The organism is Actinomadura scrupuli, from assembly GCF_050971785.1.
Taxonomy (GTDB): Bacteria; Actinomycetota; Actinomycetes; order Streptosporangiales; family Streptosporangiaceae; genus Actinomadura_E; species Actinomadura_E scrupuli.
This window is the reverse complement of record NZ_JBPCCU010000006.1, coordinates 230536-248503: the sequence shown is the minus strand read 5'-3', so window position 1 is coordinate 248503 and position 17968 is coordinate 230536. Positions and strand designations below refer to the sequence as shown.

Below are 17968 nucleotides of genomic sequence, written 5' to 3'. Positions count from 1 at the left end.
CCGATGATTCTGCAGCGTAATACCGGGGTCGGTCCGGTTCTTTGGTGAATGGCAGGCTGAGGCGCTTATACGCAGAGTCATTTACCCGCCCGGCGAACTAGGAATGGTTCTGCCGGACCGGAGTGAAGGCCGCCATGACCCCGAGCCCGATGAACGTGCCGCCGACGACGTACCGCTCCCCGCGCAGAAAACGGGTGCTTCCCCGCAACCAGGGCCCGACCGTGCCCGCGAGCAGTGCGAAGGAGCCATCCGTGCACAGGCCGAGCAGCACGAAGACCATCCCGAGCACGGCCACCTGGCCCGCGACCGCGCCGCGCGCCGGGTCCACGAACTGGGGCAGGAAGGCGAGGAAGAACAGCGCCAGCTTGGGGTTGAGGATGTTCACCAGGATGCCCTCACCGAACATCCGGGCCGCGCTCCGCGCCGCCCCCACCTCGGCCATCGCGAGGTCGGACCGGCTCAGCAGCCGGCGAACCCCGAGGTAGACCAGGTAGGCGGCGCCCGCGTACTTCACCACGGCGAAGGCCAGGGAGGACGACACCAGCAGCCAGGACAGCCCGGCGACACAGGCCGCCACCTGGACCAACGTGCCCGTGTGGATGCCCAGCACGACCGGCACCGCCGCCCGCCTGCCGTGGCGGACGCCCTGGGACACGATGTAGAGCACCGCCGGGCCGGGCACCAGCAAGATCAGTACGGCGGTGCCCGCGTACAACACGAGAGTGGACAGACTAGGCATGATTCCCTCCGGCTAAGCCCTGAAACCGTCAGTCCACTAAATGCCAGACAAACTACGCTACGTCAACCAAATAATCCCCTCAGCCCAGAAACAAGTGCATAGAGTGCACGGGCTACTTTGCGGCTTTGTAACAAATCGTTTCCGGCCGTATTCGGCCTGTTCGCCAACCGGCTCCGGCATTACCCTTTTAAAAGACCACCGGCCACGGTCGCCCATCTGATCCATACTGCGGATCCCGTCACCCCGACCGGTTCTTTCGCGCCCCGGCTCGGTCGGCTCCCCAGCCCTGTGGCGGGCGCACAGACCCCCCTGGAGTGATCCCATGAATTCCCTTCTTCGCACCGGCGCCGTACTCGTGCTGGGAGCGGGGCTGGTCACGGCGAGCGCGGCCCCCGCGGCGCTGGCCGCTCCGGCGGACGGATACGTGCGGCTCGCGCACCTGTCCCCCGACACTCCGGCAGTGGACGTCTACCTCTACTCCAAGGGCAAGAAGACCCCCCGTCTGGTGCTCAGGCACGTCGGGTACGGCGCGCTCTCCCCCTACCAGCGGCTGGGCACGGGCGCGTACACGGTGGCCATGCGGCCGGCCGACGCGGCGGCCAGCAGCGCCCCGGTGCTGTCGACGAACGTCCGGGTCGCGGGCGGTGAGGCCTACACCGTCGCGGGCGTGGGCCCGTACAAGGGCATCAAACTCCAGGTGCTGGAGGACTCGGCCAGCATCCCGGCCGGCCGGGCCGGGCTCCGCGTCATCGAGGCCTCGCTGAAGGAGCCCACGGTCGACGTCACCGCCGGCGGCCGCGACGTCGCCAAGAACCTGCGCTTCGCGGCGGTCACGCCGTACCGCTCGATGCCGCCCAAGCCGGCCACGATCAAGGTGACCGGCGGATCCGGCTCCCCCGTCGAGACGAAGGTGCCGCTCATGGCCGGTTCGATCCACACCGTCGTGGTGCTCGACGGGGCGTCCGGCCTGAAGCTGCTCAACCTCGTCGACACCGCCAAGGGCAAGGCGACACCGCGCGGTGGTGTCGACACCGGGCTGGGCGGACTCGCCACGTCGCCGTCCGCCCACCGGGGCACCACCGGACCATGGGGCCGCACCGCCGCGCTGGGCGGTCTGGCCGCACTGGGCGCGCTGGCGCTCGGCCTGGTACGGCTCCGCCGCCGTGCGTGAACCGGTCTCGGTACGGATCGCGGCGGTCGCGGTGGTCGCCCTGCTGACGGTGCCGGGCCTGACGGGCTGCGGGGGGTCGTCCCGGGCCACGGCCGCCGCGACCGCGCACTGGTCGGCGGTGCCCGGCCAGGTCGCCGTGGAGCCGACCATCGCCCCCCGCCCGGGCCACCAGGTGCCGGTGGAGGTGAACATCCCGTCTATCGGCGCGCGGAGCCGGCTGGATCCGCTGACAATGGACGCGCACGGCGTGCTCACCCCGCCCGCGGAGCCGGGCCGCGCGGGCTGGTTCTCCAACGGCGTCCGGCCCGGCGATCCCGGGCCCGCGGTGATCGCGGGGCATGTGGACTCCCGGACCGGCACGGCCGTCTTCACCAGGCTGGCCACGGTCCGCCCCGGCGCGGCCGTGCTGGTCACCGACGCCGCGGGCAGGACGGTCACCTTCAAGGTCGATCTCGTACGGGCCTATCCCAAGTCGGGCTTCCCGACCGGCGACGTCTACGGAGCCACCCCCGACCCCCAGCTGCGGCTCATCACCTGCGGAGGTGGTTTCGACCAGTCCCGTGGCCACTACGAGGACAACGTGGTGGTCTTCGCCAGCGTGACCGACTGATGGAACGGCGGATATCGTCCTCATTATGGCCGAGGTGCCCGGGCAACTGATCGCGGAACGCTACCGGCTTGTCGAGGAGATCGGCCGGGGCGGGTTCGGCGCCGTGTGGCGTGCCCGCGACGAGCACCTGCACCGGGACGTGGCCGCCAAACTGATCTTCCTGCCGTCCTACCTCAGCACCGACCAGCGCCAGGAGCAGAGCGCCAGGAGCATGCGGGAGGCGCGGTCCGCGGCCCGGCTCGACCACCGCGGCGTGGTGGCCGTCCACGAGGTCGTCGAGGACGGCGGCTCCCCGTGGATCATCATGGAGCTCATCCGGGGCCGCTCCCTGGACGACATCGTCAAGTCCGAGGGGCCGTTGCCTCCCAAGCGCGTCGCCGCGATCGGCCTGGAGGTCCTGCAGGCCCTCCGGGCCGCCCACACGGCAGGGGTCATCCACCGGGACGTCAAGCCCGCCAACGTGCTGCTCAGCGAGCATCGCGTGGTGCTCACCGACTTCGGCATCGCCACCATCGAGGGTGACGACTCCATCACCCAGTCCGGCCTGGTCATGGGCGCCCCGGCCTACACCGCTCCGGAGCGGGCCCGCGGCGAGCACGCGGTGGCCGCCTCCGACCTGTGGTCGCTCGGCGCCACCCTCTACTTCGCGGTCGAGGGCCGCCGCCCGTACCCGGGGAGCAACGCCAACGCGGTGTTCCACTCGATCCTGACCGGGCCGCCCGCACGGACCATCCGAGCCGGGCCGCTGGCACCGGTCCTGGACGGGCTGCTGTGCAAGGATCCGGCGGAGCGCCTCACCATCGAGGCCGCCTCCCGGATGCTGGCCGAGATCCTCGGCGTCCGGGCACCGGACCCCCAGGGCGCCGCCGAGGACACCGCGCCGGGTTACTGGCCTCCGGACGCCCCCACCGACCCGCACCGCGGGCCACGCCGGTCACTGCGCCGCTCGTTCCGCCGGTCCCGCCACCGCGCGGTCGCCTTCGCGGCCTTCCCTTTGCTAGGACTGGTGCTGCTCGCCGGGGTCGTGTGGGCCAACGTCAGCGGCCGGACCGGCGCGGCCCGCGAGCCCATGCTCGGGGCCGCCTCGCCCACGGCCCGTTTCGTGGGAACGCTGACCGGCCTCACCGGCGATGTGAACACCGTGTCCTTCAGCCCGGACGGCAGGACCCTGGCGGCCGCCGGTGAGGACCAGACCGTACGGCTGTGGAACGTCGCGGCCCGGACGCCCGCGGGCAGCCTCACGGGCCACGGCGACACGCTGTTCACCACCGCCTTCAGCCCCGACGGCAAGCTGCTCGCCGCGGCCGGCTACAACAACCGGGTCGACCTGTGGCGCACGGCGGACCACGGCCGCACCCTCACCCTCCGCACCCCGGGCAACGGCGTCGGCAGCCTGGCGTTCAGCCCGGACGGCAAGGCCCTGGCCGGCGCCAGCGACGACGCCGTACGCGTGTGGAACCTCGCCAGCGGGAAGGCCACCACGCTGCCCTCCGGCACCGACAACGTGTTCACCACCGCCTTCAGCAAGCACGGCACCCTGGCCATCGCCGGCACCCAGACCGTACGGTTCTGGAAGGCGGGCAGGGCCCAGGCGATCACCCTCACCAAGGTCAAGTCGACGGTGAACGTCATGGCCTTCAGCACCGACGGAGTCACCCTGGCCTGCGGCGGCGCGGACGGCCGGGTACGGCTGTGGAGCACCGCCACCGGCAAGCTCCTCGGCGTCGTCAGCGGCCAGGGCAAGAGCATCAAGGCCGTCGCCTTCAGCGCGGACGGCTCCCTGCTGGCCACCGCGGACGGCGACACCGTCCTGCTGTGGAACACCGCCACCCGCGCCCGGCTGGGCGCCCTCACCCGGCACACCGGCCCGATCAACGCCGTGGCGTTCAGCCCGCAGGGCAGGCTCCTGGCGGCGGCCGGCACCGGCGTCGACCTGTGGGAGACCAGCGGTTTCGCCGTCGGCACGCCTAATTGATCTTGGGTGGTTTAGAAGTCCCCTGAGAGGTGACAAACCGGCTGCATACGAACGGGGCCTCCACGAGCGCCCCGGAAAGGAGTCGGTCATGTGGCTCATCATCGCCGTCCTGCTGCTCGCCCTACTGCTCGGCGGGCTGGGATTCGCTTCACACGTTCTCTGGTGGATCGCCATCATCGTGCTGGTGGTCTGGGTGCTGGGCTTCGTGCTCCGCTCCGCTGAGAGCGGCGGACGCCCCCGGGGCCGCTGGTACCGCTGGTGACCAGCCCCCCACTCCGTCCGATATGACGGCCGGCCAGGGGGCACCGGACCTACCGGTGCCCCAGCCGGCCCCCTCCACCCCGAAACCCGAAACCGAAACCCGAGGCCGGACGCCCCGGCCCGCGCCCTCCCCAGGCCTTCGCCACGTGCAGAGCAGGGGGTTCGGGCGCCCGCTATTGTGGTCCTCGTTCCACTCGGAGGATTCGCATAGTGGACTAGTGCAGGCGCCTTGAAAGCGCCCAGGGCTGGTGACAGTCCTCGTGGGTTCGAATCCCACATCCTCCGCAGCCATCCACAGCCCCGTCCGGGACGGGTTTTTCGCGCGTGCCTGAGGCGCAGTAACGTGATCTGCATGTACGCGATCGTGATACGCGAGCCGGGCGGCCCCGAAGTGCTCGAGTGGACGGAGGTCCCCGATCCCGTGCCGGGCCCCGGCGAGGTGGTCCTCGACATCGCGGCCGCCGGGATCAACCGCGCGGATCTGCTGCAACGCCAGGGGCTCTACCCGCCGCCGAAGGGCGCTCCGCCGTACCCCGGCTTGGAGGCCTCAGGCCGGATCTCCGCGCTGGGCGAGGGGGTCACCGGCCGGCAGGTCGGGGACGAGGTGTGCGCGCTCCTGGCCGGGGGCGGTTACGCGGAGAAGGTCGCGGTGCCCGTGACGCAGGTGCTGCCCGCCCCGAAGGGCCTGGGCCTGGTGCAGGCCGCGGCGCTGCAGGAGGCCGCCTGCACGGTCTGGTCGAGCGTCTTCACGGCGGGCCGTCTCGCGGAAGGCGAGACGTTCCTCGTCCACGGCGGGGGCAGCGGCATCGGCACCCTGGCGATCCAGCTGGCCAAGGCCCGGGGCGCCCGGGTGGTGTGCACGGTGGGCAGCCCGGAGAAGGCCGCCCGCTGCCGGGAGCTCGGCGCCGACGTCACCATCAACTACCGCGAAGAGGACTTCGCCGAGGCCGGCCCCTACGACGTGATCCTGGACATCATCGGGGCCAGGTACCTGGAGCGGAACGTCCGGTCACTCGCCGTCCACGGACGGCTGGTGGTGATCGGACTGCAGGGCGGGACGAAGGGCGAGCTCGACCTCGGTGCGCTGCTGACCAAACGGGCCACCGTCCTTGCAACCTCGCTCCGCAGCCGTCCGTTGGAGGAGAAGGCCGCGATCGTCGCCTCGGTCCGGGAGAATGTTTGGCCGCTGGTCGAGTCAGGAACCGTACGACCGGTCATCGACCGGACACTTCCGATGCCCAACGCCGCGGAGGCCCATCGGATCCTGGAGAGCAGCAGCCATGTCGGCAAGATCCTTTTGGAGACAGAGAGACCATGAACCAGCCCACGAACGACGAGTCCGAGCAGAACCCCCGGGTCGTCGTGGTCGGACCGGACGGTATCGGGACCGGAGGCGGAGGCGGTGACGACGAGCGTCCGATCACCGAGCTCATCGAGCAGCCGGCCAAGGTCATGCGGATCGGCGGCATGATCAGGCAGCTGCTGGACGAGGTCAAGGCGGCTCCGCTGGACGAGGCGAGCCGGGCGCGGCTGGCCGACATCCACGCGTCTTCGATCAAGGAACTCGAGGACGGCCTCGCTCCCGAGCTGATCGAGGAGCTGGAGCGCCTTTCGCTGCCGTTCGCCGAGGAGGCGGTGCCCAGCGAGGCGGAGCTGCGGATCGCCCAGGCCCAGCTGGTCGGCTGGCTGGAGGGCCTGTTCCACGGCATCCAGACCACGTTGTTCGCCCAGCAGATGGCGGCCCGGGCGCAGCTGGAGCAGATGCGCCGCGCGCTGCCCGCCGGTCTGCTGCCCGCCAGCCCCGAGGAGCAGGCCCCTCCGGCGTCCTCCGGTCCCTACCTCTAGACCGGCAATCGATCCTCGGCGTCGTGGGGCGGACCCGTACGGTTCGCCCCGCCGGCGGCCGGACGCCCCCGGCAGGTTCCATGGTGGGCGGACAGGCGCGGCGCCCGCCGTCCCACGGCTCCGGCGCCTCGATCAGTCCTCGGGGAGCGGGAACAGGCACTCCAGGATCTGGGCGACCCCGTCGTCGTCGTTGGTGCCCGTCAGCCCACCGACCATGGCCAGGACGTCACGGTGCGCGTTCGCCACCGCGTAGGAGCTGCCGGCCCAGGTGAGCATCGGCAGGTCGTTGGGCATGTCTCCGAAGGCGATCACGTCGGCGGCCGGGATCCCCAGGTCCGCGCACAGCTGGGCCAGGGCGGTCGACTTGTCGATCCCCTGAGCGCTCATCTCCAGTAGCCCGCGCCCCGACGAGTGCGTCACCGTGACCAGGTCGCCCACGGCCTTGGCGGCCTGCTCCATGAGCGAGTCCGGGTCGGCGCTGGGGTGGAAGGCCAGCAGCTTGGTGCCGGGCCGGCTCACCAGCGTCTCCCCGTCGACCGGCCGGCCGCCGAGCGCCTCGGTGTCCCAGCGGCCCAGGTTGTAGCGGGCCTCGAAGACGAAACCGGTCCCGTACTCCACCGCGAAGGTGAACTCCGGGACCACCGCGCGCAGCCGCTCCACGGCCTCCGCGATCACCTCGGGCTCGATCAGATGGGTCCGTACCACCGTCTCGGTGTGCAGGTCGTAGACCAGCGCGCCGTTGGCGCAGATGGCCAGGCCACGGTGGGCAACGGCGTCGGCGATCTCCCGCATCCAGCGCGGCGGCCGGCCGGTCACGAGCACGAGCGTCGCGCCCGCCCGCTCGACCCGTTCGAGCGCCGCGACGGTACGAGCGGAGATCGTGCCATCCGAGCGCACGATGGTGCCGTCGAGGTCGGTGGCGACGAGGCGCGGTGTGAGATCAGACATATCGGTTCTAGTGTGCCGTGACATGGCCGGTAGCCGTAAGAGGGATCTCCGCTCCCTCAGCGCTTGATCGGCTCCAGTACCTCGCGTCCCAGGTACTTCTGCAGCGCCTTGGGCACCCGCACCGAGCCGTCCGCCTGCTGGTGGTTCTCCAGGATCGCCACGATCCACCGGGTGGTGGCCAGCGTGCCGTTGAGGGTGGCGACCGGCTGGTTGCGCCCGTCCTCCTCGTTGCGCGCCCGGATCGACAGCCGGCGGGCCTGGAAGTCGGTGCAGTTGGAGGTCGACGTCACCTCACGGTAGGCGCTCTGGGTGGGCACCCACGCCTCGCAGTCGTACTTGCGGGCTGCGCTGGAGCCGAGATCGCCGGCCGCCACGTCGATCACCCGGTAGGGCAGCTCGACCTTGGCGAGCATCTGCTTCTCCCAGTCCAGCAGTCTCAGATGCTCCTCATGGGCCTGGGCCGGATCGCAGTAGGAGAACATCTCCACCTTGTCGAACTGGTGCACCCGGATGATGCCGCGGGTGTCCTTGCCGTACGAGCCCGCCTCCCGGCGGAAGCAGGACGACCAGGCGACATAGCGCCTCGGCAGGTCGGAGATGATCTCGTCCATGTGGTACGCCGCCAGCGGCACCTCGGAGGTGCCGACCAGGTAGAGCTGGTCGGCGGGCAGCTGGTAGACCTCGTCGGCGTGGGCGCCGAGGAAGCCGGTGCCCTCCATCGCCTCGGGCTTGACCAGCACCGGGGGGTACATCGCGGTGAAACCGGCCTCGATGGCCTGCTCCATGGCCAGGTTGAGCAGCGCCAGCTGGAGCTGGGCGCCCACCCCGGTCAGGTAGAAGAACCGGGCTCCGGAGACCTTGGCGCCGCGCTCCATGTCGATCGCGCCGAGCTTCTCGCCGAGCTCCAGGTGGTCCTTGGGCTCGAAGTCGAACACCGGCGGCTCACCGATGTGCTCGAGCACCACGAAGTCCTGCTCGCCACCGGCCGGGGCGCCGTCCTCGATCAGGTTGGGGATGTTCCACAGGACCGCGTTGAGCTCCTCCTCGAGCCGCCCGGCCTCGGACTCGGCCTCCTTGACCTGCTGGGACAGCTCCTTGGCCCGGTCGAGCAGCTGCTGCCGCTCGTCCCCGCTCGCTCTGGAGACCGACTTGCCGATGCTCTTCTGCTCCGCACGCAACTGCTCGAAGGCCGTGAGCGAGCCGCGGCGGCGCTCCTCCAGCTCCAGCAGGGTGTCGACGACGGCATCGTCCTCGCCGCGGGCACGCTGGGACGCGCGCAGGCGGTCGGGATCCTCTCGAAGGGCTCGCAGGTCAATCACGCCTCTGAGGCTACCGCTCCGGCCCCCCTGCCCGCCGCCGAGTAATCCTTTACCGAGGTCGCGTCGCTCTCCGTGGGGACGCGGCCTCAGGACCGTCAGTTGACGTCGACGTAGTCTCCGCCGCTCGTCACGCCCAGGTACTGGGAGGTCGCCTTGAACGCGACCCGCCAGGTGCCGTCCTTGGCGGCCGTGAACCCCTTGCGGAAGGTGCCCGTCCCGCTGGTGGTCGTCACGCCGACGTAGCCGAACGTCGTCGATCCCTTGGGCTGGAAGTAGACGTAGATCTTCTGCCCGCCGAAGGCGCCCCACGAGCTGACGTACCGGCTGAGCTTCCCGCTGACCGTCAGCGTCCGCCCCTTGCGCACCGGCTCCGGGGAGGCGTTGAACGACGAGATCGCCGTCCGATACCGCACATCGACGTACTGGGCCGGGCTCACGGCGGGCAGTTCCTCGGCACCGGCCGTCACCACGCGCCAGTAACCGTCGCGTACCGCCGTCTCGTAGAACCGGAAGTTGCCCGCGTCGTCATCGACGTTCACGGTCCCGTACGCGTGCCAGGTCTTACCGTCCGTGGAGAACTCCGGCCGCACGAACGCGTCGCGGCTGGACACCACGGTGCCGTCGGGCAGCGTGTTCACGACCCGGCCCTGGAGCGCCAACCAGGTGCTCCCCTTGGCTATCGGGCTGGGACCGGCCTTGAACCCGACGACCTTGGAGATGTAGCGCGCGTTCACGTAGAGATCCGTCGCGGCATACGACGACTGGTAGGCACCGAGCCCCCAGGAGTTCAGCGGCCCCTGGTCGTAGCTGCGGGAGAACGACACGCTCCACTGCCCGGTGCCCGGTACGACCACGGGAACCGCATAGGAACCGTCGTCCTTCGTGGTGCCCTGACCGACCGAGACCTGTGTCTGGCGTGGCGGATCATAGAAGGAGATCTTCACTGGCTGGCCTGGCGCGGCCGCCCATTCGCCGGAGGAGGTGTGGCGCTCCAGCCGCCCGGTGATCGTGGCGTTCCCGCCCACGATCAGCTGGGCCGGGTTGGTTTTGATCGTCAGCCGCGTCTCCTGCGGAATGACATGGACGTAGATCCTGCTGGAGCCCGGAGCCGGAGCGTAGACGGAACTCGCACCATTGAAGATCGCCTGTGCGTACCCCTCGACCAGGGTCGGATAGGCACCCACCGAGGTCAGCCGAACGGTCCCGGAGAATCGGCCGTCGGCGTCCAGCGTGGGGCTGGGGACGGCGATGGACGCGGTGTTGAGCGTCATGTAGACGGTGCCCTGGGGAACCGGCCGCTCCGTCCCGCCGAAGTCCGTGTAGACCACCCGCCCCGAATACGTGAGCACGTCGTGGTCGACGTCCATGCGCACAGGGCTGACGGAGAACTCACTGAAGCGGGTGGGGGCTCGGTTGTCCACGACCCCGGCACCGACTGTCGTGGTCACATCGTCCGCATCGGTGACGGCGACGCGGACGTTCATCGCCCCCATCGGCAGAGCCACCGGAGTGTCGGTCCGCCAGACCCCGTCCCGGGGGCCGCCGCTGACCCGGTGGAGGCCATCGGCGACGATCTCTGGGGCGCCGTTGAAACGCGGCACCAGCGTCAGCGTCACCTTGGTGACGTCGACGCTCGACGTCACCGTGATCTCGAGCGTCGACGAGGCGCTCGGCGTCGTCGCCCGCACCGTGGAGACGGTGATCGTCGCTGCGGAGGCCGAGAGCACGGGCAGCAGTCCGGTCAGCAGCAGGAACATGCCGACGACGGCGAGAACTCTGCGCACAACGCCTCCGCGGGGAGAAACCCGCGAGGATGATCCACACGGTGATCAGATTCTTATACCGAACCAAGATCACTTTTGCGCATCGGGCCCCCGGCGGAGGGGGTCAGACGTGGCCGGCCCGGAGTGCCCGGAGCCAGGCGGCGGCCTCGGTGAAGTCGCTGTCGTGGGTGCCCCGGCGGATCTGCGGGGCGATCCCGTCGGCCCGCGGATAGGAGCCCAGGAAGCGCAGATCCGCGCAGACCCGGTGCAGCCCCATCAGCGCCTCGCCGGTGCGGGGGTCGGAGACGTGGCCCTCGAAGTCCATCCAGAAGAGGTACGACCCGAGGCCGGCGCCGGTGGGCCGGGACTGGATGAGGGTCAGGTTGATGCCCCGGACGGCGAACTCGGTGAGGATCTCCAGCAGCGCACCCGGGTGGTCCTCGCCCAGGAAGGCGACCACGGTCGTACGGTCCTTGCCCGTCGGCTCCGGGGCCGCGCAGGGCCGCCGCAGCACGACGAAGCGGGTGACGGCGTCGGCGACGTCGTGGATCTCGGTGGCGAGCACCGACAGGCCGTAGCGGGCGGCGGCGAACTCACCGGCCAGCGCGGCGTCGTACAGGCCGTCGGCCACGTGCTGGGCGGCCTCGGCGTTGGAGGTGGCGGCCCGCCACTCGGCGTGCGGCACGTTGGCGGTCAGCCAGCGGCGGCACTGCGGCTGCGCGTGCGGATGCGAGGCGACCGTCTTGACGTCGGCGAACGAGGTGCCCGGCCGGACCAGCAGGGCGAACGACACCGGGAGGTGGATCTCGCCCACGATCTGCAGGGGCTCACCGGTGGCCAGCTCGTCCAGCGTGGTGGGCACCGAGCCCTCGACGGAGTTCTCCAGGGCCACCACCGCGGTGTCGACCTCGGACCGCCGGAGCGCGTCGAGGGCGGCGGGCACCGTGGAGAAGGACAGGTGCTCGGCGCCGGCGGCTTCCGGCAGCGTGAGCAGGGCGGCTTCGGTGAAGGTGCCCTGCGGCCCGAGGTAGGCGAAACGTCGAGTCATGATAAGAGCAGCGTACGTGGTCGTTGATCAGGCCCGGGCCGGGGAGGCCGGTGAGGAGTACGAGCCCGGCGGGTCCGAGCGCCCGAAGTCGGGCAGCGGGTCGCCCATCTGCACCACCGGGCCCTTGCCTAGCCGGGCCGCTCGCAGGACCTGGTCCTCCTCGGGCGACAGGGCGTCCACGCCGTAGCCGTTGCGGACCACCTTGGCGTAGGTGCGGGTCTCGGTGCGGCCGTTGATCGAGCTGAGCACGATGCCGTCGCCCACGGAGTTGATCAGGGCGAGGGAGAAGGACCGCTGGCCCGACATCTCCTTCAGCGCGTCGTAGTGCACGATGGCGAGATCACGCAGCGACTGGTTGTCGACCGCGCCGCTGGCCACCTGCAGCTGGCGGCGCAGCACGTCGGCGCACTCCTCGACGACCTGGTTGACGCGGTTGTGCGCGACCAGGGCGACCGACAGGCCGGCGATGCCGGCTACCGCACCGACGATCGCCACAGTGACAACAATCACGAGCTGAGCGTACCCACCTTCGACGGGGAGCGAGAGGCATCTTCATGATCGTCCTGTGAAATTTCGCACAAACCTTTGGCCATCCAGCCCCCCAACACGAAGACCAATATCACCGTTCCCAGGCCATAGCCATCTTGCACGATACGGCCTACGAAACGCGTTATAGCGGCATGTTGAGGGCCTATCAGATGTGTTCCCCACCAGGGAATCGACAGCACATAGAAGAGCCAGACGATACCCGCGACGACACAGCGGCGCAGGTCCCTGCCGCTCCCCACCAGGGCCCCGAGCACCAGCACCAGCCACGACAAATGGTGGATCCAGGCGACCGGCGAGATCAGCACGGCGAGCAGTCCCGTGATGGCGACTCCGGTCAGTTCCGCGGTGTAGGCGGCGGAGGCGTCCGGGCCCGCCGAGACCCGGATCGACTCGCCCAGTGACGAGAGCCTGCGCGCGAACCGGAAACCGTAAAAGGCGATCAAGGCGGCCAGCGTGAGCCAGAGCAAAGAGGTGACCGCATCAGGCCAGTAGAGCCGTAGCAGCATTCCCTTGATCGCCTGATTGGTGGTGGCGTTGTTGGCCCCCACTCTGTCGTTGTCGAACAGCGCTCCGAACCAGAAGTCGATCGAGTCGCCCGGGAGGAGCGCGAAGGTCCCCAGGGTGACCGCGGCGGCGGTCAGCAGGGCGTTGCCCGCGGCCTGGCGGCGGCCGCTGATGAGCAGATAGATCAGGAAGACCCCGGGCACGAGCTTGATCGCGGTGGCCAGCCCGATGAGCACCCCGCGCGGCCAGCGCGGTGAGGGGGTGAGGCAGTCGGCCGCGCACAGCGCCACCAGGAACAGATCGACCTGCCCGAACCGGATCTGGTCACTGACCGGCATCAGGTGGGCGGTGACTCCGACCAGGGCCCCCGTGGTGATCGGCGCCCAGCGGCCGGTCCGCCGGATCAGCTCCCGGAAGGCGTACAGCACGGTGATCGTCAGAGCGGCGTAGACCAGGATCACCCACAGCCACTGGGCCATCGGCCAGGAGAGCAGGGCCAGCGGGACGGCCAGCAGCGCGGCGAACGGCGGGTAGGTGAAGGGCAGCAGCTGCGGGGGCTGGGTCAGGAAGTCATAGACGGGAGAGCCGCGCAGCACCATCCATCCGCTGCTCCGGTAGACGTCGAGATCGACCATCCGCTGGTCGGGCGGGTTGGTCAGCCCGTGCGTCACGATCGGCGCGATCGCCGCTGCCGCGATGGCGATCCCGGCCACCAGGATCACGGCATCATTGATCGTCCTGCGTTCTCCCATGCGGCAATTCTCCCGCAGCGACCCGACTAACCTGGGACGCACCGATGACGGAGGTGCAGTGTGGCGCGACGAGTGGCGAAGATCGCCGCCGTGCTGGTTGCGCTGTTCGCGCTGCTCAGCGCCGTTCCAGCGGCCTTCTCCCCGGCCGCGCTGGCGGAGCCGCAAGGGGGTACGGATCGTACCGCCGCGGCCGGTGGCGCGCGCGTCGTCCTGATCGGGATGCCCGGGCTGATCTGGAGCGACATCACCCAGACCGGCACTCCGGCGCTGTGGCGGCTGACCGCGCAGGGCTCGGCCGCCGCGCTCAGCGTCCGTACCACCACCGTCACCACCTGCTCCGTCGAAGGCTGGCTGACGGTCTCGGCCGGGCAGCGGGCCCGGCTGGCGCACGGCAACTGCGCGCTGCCGCCCGCCCCCGCCACCGTCGCGGGTGACCCGGGGGCGACCGCACCGGGGTGGGCGGCGATCCGGGAGGACAACGCGAAGACGTCCTACGAGGCCGCGGTCGGCCTGCTGGGCGACGCCGTGCACCGGGCGAAGGGCTGCACGATGGCGGTCGGCCCCGGCGGGGTCTTCGGCGCCGCCGACCGCAACGGCCGGGTCGACGTGTACGCCCCGTCGATCGACCGGGTGCCGGCCGCCGACTGGTCCCGCTGTTCCTTCACCGCCGTGGACATCGACGACGTCTTCCGCACCTTCGTCACCGCCGGGACCAATGCCAAGGGCGCCCAGGTGCCGGTGACCCTCGCGCAGCGCGCCACCGCGGTGGCCGCGGCCGACCGCCGGGTCGCCCAGGTGCTCGCCGCGACCCCCGCCGGCACGACGGTGCTGGTCGCCGGCCTCTCCGACTCCACCTCGACCCCCCACCTGCACGTGGCCCTGCGCAACGGCGGTCCCGGCTACCTGACCGCCAACTCCACCCGGCGCCCCGGTCTGGTCACCCTCACCGACGTGACCTCGACCGCCCTGCGTGGCCTGGGGCTGGCGCAGCCGCCGAAGGCGATCGGCTCGGCCTGGCGCATCCACGCCTCGGGCGCCTCGCCCGGCGCGAAGGTCCGTTCCCTCGATGACGAGGACGTCGCCGCCCAGGCGGTGAGCCGCATGGGCGGGGTGTTCTTCGTCGTGCTGTTCGGCGGGCAACTGCTGCTGTACGGGATCGCCGCGGTGGCGCTGCGCCGCCGGTGGGGCGGCGGGGAGAACCGCCGCCGCATCCTCGCCGGCACCCACGTGGTCGCGCTGATGGGCGCGGCGGCTCCGGTGGCCACCTTCCTGGCCAACCTGATCCCCTGGTGGCGCTCGGCGCACCCGGCGCCCTCCCTGCTCGGCTGCGTGCTGCTCGCCATGGTCGCGGTCACCGTGCTGGCCCTGGCCGGGCCGTGGCGCCGCTCGCTCACCGGGTCCGGGCTGGTGCTCGCCGGGCTGACCGCGGCGGTGATCGGCCTGGACGCGATGACGGGCTCCAACCTCCAGCTCAACGCCTTCATGGGCTACAGCCCGCTGGTCGCGGGCCGCTTCTACGGGTTCGGCAACATGGCGTTCGCGGTCTTCGCGGCGGCGGCGATCCTGTCCGCCGCCTGGCTGGCCGAACGCCCGCTCCGCGCGGGGCGGCGAAGGCTCGCGGTCACGGTGGCCGTCACCACCGGGCTGGCCGCCGCCGCCATCGACGGCTGGCCGGGCTGGGGAGCCGACTTCGGCGGGGTGCTGGCCCTCATCCCCGCCACCGCGGTGCTCGGGATGCTGATCGCGGGCAAGCGCCTGTCGCTGACGCGGCTCGGGCTGTTCTGCCTGTCCGCGGTGGCGGTGGTGCTGGCGCTGTCCTTCACCGACTCGCTGCGGCCCGCCGGCCAGGAGACGCATCTGGGCCGGTTCTGGGACCAGCTGGGCAACGGCGAGGCCTTCGGGGTCATCGCCCGCAAGGCCGGGGCCATGGTGCACAGCCTGGGCTACTGGCCGTTCACCGTGATCGCGGTCGCCTCGCTCTGCTTCCTGTACTTCGTCCTCAGCCGCCCGCTGGACTGGCGGGCCGCCCTGCTGAACCGGGCGTACTCCTACTCCAGCACCCTGCGGCCCGCGCTGCTGTCCGCCCTGACCCTCGCCATCATCGGCATGGTCATGAACGACTCCGGAGTGGTGATCCCGGCGCTGGTGTTCAGCGTCGCGGTTCCGCTGGCGCTGGCGGCCTCGGTCCGGGCGCTCGAGCAGGACGAGGACGTCGCAGACACCCCCACACCAGTGCCAGCAGAACCGCGGTCAGCACCCACGGGATGACCGTGGGCCGCACGGTGGTGAGCAGCCAGTCCAGGCTGCCGGGCAGCCGCGCGAACTCCGGCCCCCGAGCCGGCAGGTAGGCCAGGCTCAGCGCGGTGGTGTGCGCCAGCACCGCCCATTCGAAGCGCGACCAGGCCCGCAGGGCCGCCAGCGCCAGCACCGCCCAGCCCAGCCCGTCGTACCACGGCAGGATGTACGGGGCCGCGAACAGCCAGGCCAGCACCAGGGCCAGCGCGATCAGCCGGCTCTCCGTCACCGGGCCGGGAGCGGAGCCGCCGGCCGCGGTGCCGTCCCGGTCGAGATCATGAGGCACGGTACGGACGAGCAGCCAGACCAGCGCCACGACCAGCAGCAGCGAGCCGAGCCGGATGATCCAGCGCTGCCGGTTCACGCCCAGCGCGACGTCGGGCAGATGCCAGGGCGAGGCCAGGGACACCGAGTTGGAGGCCTTGCTGACCTGGTCGAACGCGTGCGAGCCGGCCAGCGTGTACGCCACCAGGACCACCAGCCCCGCCCCCGCGAACAGCGCCGCCGCGCGCAGCAGGGCGGCGCGCTCCCGGCTGCGCCACCAGTCGCGGATCAGCACCCAGGCGGGCCCGCCACCGACCACGCCCGCGGGCAGCTTGATCGCGATACCCGCGCCGACGAGGGCTCCGGAGAGCAGCGTGCGGCCGGCCGAGGGGACCCGGTCGCCCGGCCCGGTACGGCCGCGTACCGCCCGCGGCACCCGGGGGGCGAAGACGGCCAGGGCTCCGACGGCGGCGGCGATCCCCAGGGTGTCGTTGTGGGCACCGCAGACCAGGTGGAAGAGCATCAGCGGGTTGAGCGTCCACAGCAGGACGGCCCGCAGCCGTCGCGGGCCGCCCCGCCCGGCACACCGGTAGAGGATGAGGCCGACCAGGGCGAAGGCCAGGGCGTTGGTGACCGACAGGACGAAGACGGTGAGCCGGACGGAGGTCCCGCCGATCCAGGAGGCGAAGGCCTCCTGCGCCGTCACGATCGGGCCGTACACCGAGGGGGCCCGCTGCCAGTCCTGCACGGCCCCGAGGACCGGGTCGTGCGGCAGGTCCTGGGCCCTGGTGGTGTACGGGTCGTGGCCGGTGACCACCATCCGCCCGTATCCCGCGTAGTTCAGGTGGTCGGACGAGCCGACCGGGGGCATCAGGGCGAACGCCGCGGTGGCGACCAGCCCGGCGATCAGCAGCGGCCGTGCGGCGCACCGCCAGCCGGACCGGACGGCGTACAGGCACAGCCCCAGCCCGAGGGCGCTCAGCACGACACCGGCCGCCATCAGGCCGACGACCAGGTAGGGCGAGGGGTGGACGGTCAGCGAGAACGGCGGCCCGGAGCCGGGCAGACCCGGCTGGACGGCCGACGGGCCGAGCAGTGCCGTCAGCAGGAAGCAGGCCAGGCCGAGGCCCAGGCCCGCCAGACCGGCCCTGCCGGGCGTCCGGCCACCGATCACCGAGGCGTGCGGCGCAGCCGGGCCAGCCGGGTGGTCACAGCGGGGTCCCGTACGGCCAGGGCCCGGGCGACGTCCCGGAACTGCCGGGCGCGATGCACCTGGGCCGCCCAGTCGGTGCCGGTGGCACGGTGGGCCAGCGGCACCTCGACCTCGGTGACGCGCAGGCCCTTGCGCAGCAGATCGATGGTGAGGGCGGTCTCGACGCCGAAGCCGGGCGCCAAGGGCAGCGCGGCCTCGAAGGCGGCACGGGTCAGGCACCGCTGCCCGTTGAGCGGCTGGGTGGCGGTCCAGCCGGTGGCGCGCCTGATGCCGTCGCGGGAGAGCCGCACCACGAAGCCGTGCCCGCCGAGCTTGACCGTCGAGGAGAACACCGCGATCGTCATGTCGGCCGCACCGGAGCGGACCGGCTCGATGAGCGGCGCGGCGTCCCCGGCGGTGCCGGCCAGATCCGCGTCCAGGAACAGCAGATGGCGCGGGGCACCAGCATCGAGCAGCCGGGCCGCTTCGGCTCCGCTCTCCATGGCGGCGCCCTTGCCCCGGTTGCGGGCATGCCGGATCACCCTGGCACCCGCCTCTTCGGCCGACCGCGCCGTGGCATCGGATGAGCCGTCGTCGACGACGATCACCAGGTCGGCACCGGGCAGTTGACAGGCGGCCTTCACGGTCGCGGCGATGCGGTCCTGCTCATCCTTGGCCGGGATGATGACCGCGACGCCGGCGCCCGCCGAGTCTTCAATCGGCTGCATAGACG

At 71.3% G+C, this 17968-nt stretch carries 16 protein-coding genes and 1 tRNA gene; 8 read left to right on the top strand and 9 right to left on the bottom strand.

All coding sequences use genetic code 11. The annotated features are described in order from the left end of the window. Positions 1-97: 97 nt before the first annotated feature. On the bottom strand, positions 98-739 hold the full coding sequence (locus ACRYCC_RS26845) for a LysE family translocator (RefSeq protein ID WP_433816465.1): 642 nt from the start codon (positions 737-739) through the stop codon (positions 98-100). Between the two features lie 322 nt (positions 740-1061). On the opposite strand from ACRYCC_RS26845, the gene ACRYCC_RS26840 reads away from it, so the two are divergent. The 7 genes from ACRYCC_RS26840 (at position 1062) to ACRYCC_RS26810 (ending at position 6601) form a co-directional block, all read left to right on the top strand. Further along, entirely contained in the window at positions 1062-1910 is an 849-nt protein-coding gene (locus ACRYCC_RS26840) for a DUF4397 domain-containing protein (protein WP_433816464.1), read from the top strand. Then, positions 1903-2520, top strand: coding sequence for a class F sortase (locus tag ACRYCC_RS26835; RefSeq protein ID WP_433816463.1), 618 nt, complete (start codon positions 1903-1905; stop codon positions 2518-2520). Before ACRYCC_RS26840 ends, ACRYCC_RS26835 begins: the two co-directional genes overlap by 8 nt. A gap of 25 nt (positions 2521-2545) precedes the next feature. Then, positions 2546-4495, top strand: a complete 1950-nt coding sequence (locus ACRYCC_RS26830; RefSeq protein ID WP_433816462.1) for a WD40 repeat domain-containing serine/threonine protein kinase — start codon at positions 2546-2548, stop codon at positions 4493-4495. 88 nt (positions 4496-4583) lie between these two features. Next, positions 4584-4757, top strand: a complete 174-nt coding sequence (locus ACRYCC_RS26825) for a hydrophobic protein (RefSeq protein ID WP_433816461.1) — start codon at positions 4584-4586, stop codon at positions 4755-4757. A 195-nt stretch (positions 4758-4952) separates the two neighbouring features. Beyond that, positions 4953-5041: transfer RNA gene (locus tag ACRYCC_RS26820), tRNA-Ser, on the top strand. A gap of 67 nt (positions 5042-5108) precedes the next feature. Further along, the gene (locus ACRYCC_RS26815; protein WP_433816460.1) at positions 5109-6074 is read left to right on the top strand and encodes an NAD(P)H-quinone oxidoreductase; all 966 of its coding nucleotides are present in this window, start codon (positions 5109-5111) and stop codon (positions 6072-6074) included. Then, complete coding sequence (locus ACRYCC_RS26810) at positions 6071-6601, top strand: bacterial proteasome activator family protein (RefSeq protein WP_433816459.1); 531 nt, start codon at positions 6071-6073, stop codon at positions 6599-6601. Before ACRYCC_RS26815 ends, ACRYCC_RS26810 begins: the two co-directional genes overlap by 4 nt. Positions 6602-6733: 132 nt before the next feature. On the opposite strand, the gene ACRYCC_RS26805 is transcribed toward ACRYCC_RS26810, so the two are convergent. From ACRYCC_RS26805 to ACRYCC_RS26780, 6 genes are all read right to left on the bottom strand, one after another. Next, on the bottom strand, positions 6734-7549 hold the full coding sequence (locus tag ACRYCC_RS26805; protein ID WP_433816458.1) for a Cof-type HAD-IIB family hydrolase: 816 nt from the start codon (positions 7547-7549) through the stop codon (positions 6734-6736). Positions 7550-7605: 56 nt separating this feature from the next. Beyond that, a complete protein-coding gene (gene serS, locus ACRYCC_RS26800) occupies positions 7606-8868 on the bottom strand; it encodes a serine--tRNA ligase (protein ID WP_433816457.1) in 1263 nt (420 codons plus the stop codon). Between the two features lie 95 nt (positions 8869-8963). Continuing rightward, positions 8964-10652, bottom strand: coding sequence for a hypothetical protein (locus ACRYCC_RS26795; RefSeq protein ID WP_433816456.1), 1689 nt, complete (start codon positions 10650-10652; stop codon positions 8964-8966). 103 nt (positions 10653-10755) lie between these two features. Next, on the bottom strand, positions 10756-11679 hold the full coding sequence (pheA, locus tag ACRYCC_RS26790) for a prephenate dehydratase (protein WP_433816455.1): 924 nt from the start codon (positions 11677-11679) through the stop codon (positions 10756-10758). 27 nt (positions 11680-11706) lie between these two features. After that, complete coding sequence (locus ACRYCC_RS26785; protein ID WP_433816454.1) at positions 11707-12189, bottom strand: DUF4446 family protein; 483 nt, start codon at positions 12187-12189, stop codon at positions 11707-11709. Then, on the bottom strand, positions 12186-13484 hold the full coding sequence (locus tag ACRYCC_RS26780) for a glycosyltransferase 87 family protein (RefSeq protein WP_433816453.1): 1299 nt from the start codon (positions 13482-13484) through the stop codon (positions 12186-12188). The genes ACRYCC_RS26785 and ACRYCC_RS26780 overlap by 4 nt, the downstream gene beginning before the upstream one ends. 60 nt (positions 13485-13544) lie before the next feature. On the opposite strand from ACRYCC_RS26780, the gene ACRYCC_RS26775 reads away from it, so the two are divergent. Further along, positions 13545-15752, top strand: a complete 2208-nt coding sequence (locus ACRYCC_RS26775; protein ID WP_433816452.1) for a hypothetical protein — start codon at positions 13545-13547, stop codon at positions 15750-15752. On the opposite strand, the gene mptB is transcribed toward ACRYCC_RS26775, so the two are convergent. Both mptB and ACRYCC_RS26765 read right to left on the bottom strand, forming a co-directional pair. After that, positions 15634-17217 carry a polyprenol phosphomannose-dependent alpha 1,6 mannosyltransferase MptB gene (gene mptB / locus ACRYCC_RS26770; protein ID WP_433816451.1) on the bottom strand — a complete coding sequence of 528 codons (1584 nt, stop codon included), beginning with the start codon at positions 17215-17217 and terminating at the stop codon, positions 15634-15636. The two genes, ACRYCC_RS26775 and mptB, sit on opposite strands and share 119 nt — an antisense overlap. Further along, positions 17214-17963 (bottom strand): glycosyltransferase family 2 protein, encoded by a 750-nt coding sequence (locus tag ACRYCC_RS26765; RefSeq protein WP_433816450.1) that lies wholly within the window; start codon positions 17961-17963, stop codon positions 17214-17216. The genes mptB and ACRYCC_RS26765 overlap by 4 nt, the downstream gene beginning before the upstream one ends. Positions 17964-17968: the final 5 nt, after the last annotated feature.

What these genes read in the sequence shown, in the direction of transcription:
- pheA (WP_433816455.1), bottom strand. Translation starts at nt 11,679, where the DNA reads ATGACTCGACGTTTCGCCTACCTCGGGCCGCAGGGCACCTTCACCGAA.
- ACRYCC_RS26765 (WP_433816450.1), bottom strand. Translation starts at nt 17,963, where the DNA reads ATGCAGCCGATTGAAGACTCGGCGGGCGCCGGCGTCGCGGTCATCATC.
- ACRYCC_RS26830 (WP_433816462.1), top strand. Translation starts at nt 2,546, where the DNA reads ATGGCCGAGGTGCCCGGGCAACTGATCGCGGAACGCTACCGGCTTGTC.
- ACRYCC_RS26825 (WP_433816461.1), top strand. Translation starts at nt 4,584, where the DNA reads ATGTGGCTCATCATCGCCGTCCTGCTGCTCGCCCTACTGCTCGGCGGG.
- ACRYCC_RS26810 (WP_433816459.1), top strand. Translation starts at nt 6,071, where the DNA reads ATGAACCAGCCCACGAACGACGAGTCCGAGCAGAACCCCCGGGTCGTC.
- ACRYCC_RS26805 (WP_433816458.1), bottom strand. Translation starts at nt 7,549, where the DNA reads ATGTCTGATCTCACACCGCGCCTCGTCGCCACCGACCTCGACGGCACC.
- ACRYCC_RS26815 (WP_433816460.1), top strand. Translation starts at nt 5,109, where the DNA reads ATGTACGCGATCGTGATACGCGAGCCGGGCGGCCCCGAAGTGCTCGAG.
- ACRYCC_RS26845 (WP_433816465.1), bottom strand. Translation starts at nt 739, where the DNA reads ATGCCTAGTCTGTCCACTCTCGTGTTGTACGCGGGCACCGCCGTACTG.
- ACRYCC_RS26840 (WP_433816464.1), top strand. Translation starts at nt 1,062, where the DNA reads ATGAATTCCCTTCTTCGCACCGGCGCCGTACTCGTGCTGGGAGCGGGG.
- ACRYCC_RS26780 (WP_433816453.1), bottom strand. Translation starts at nt 13,484, where the DNA reads ATGGGAGAACGCAGGACGATCAATGATGCCGTGATCCTGGTGGCCGGG.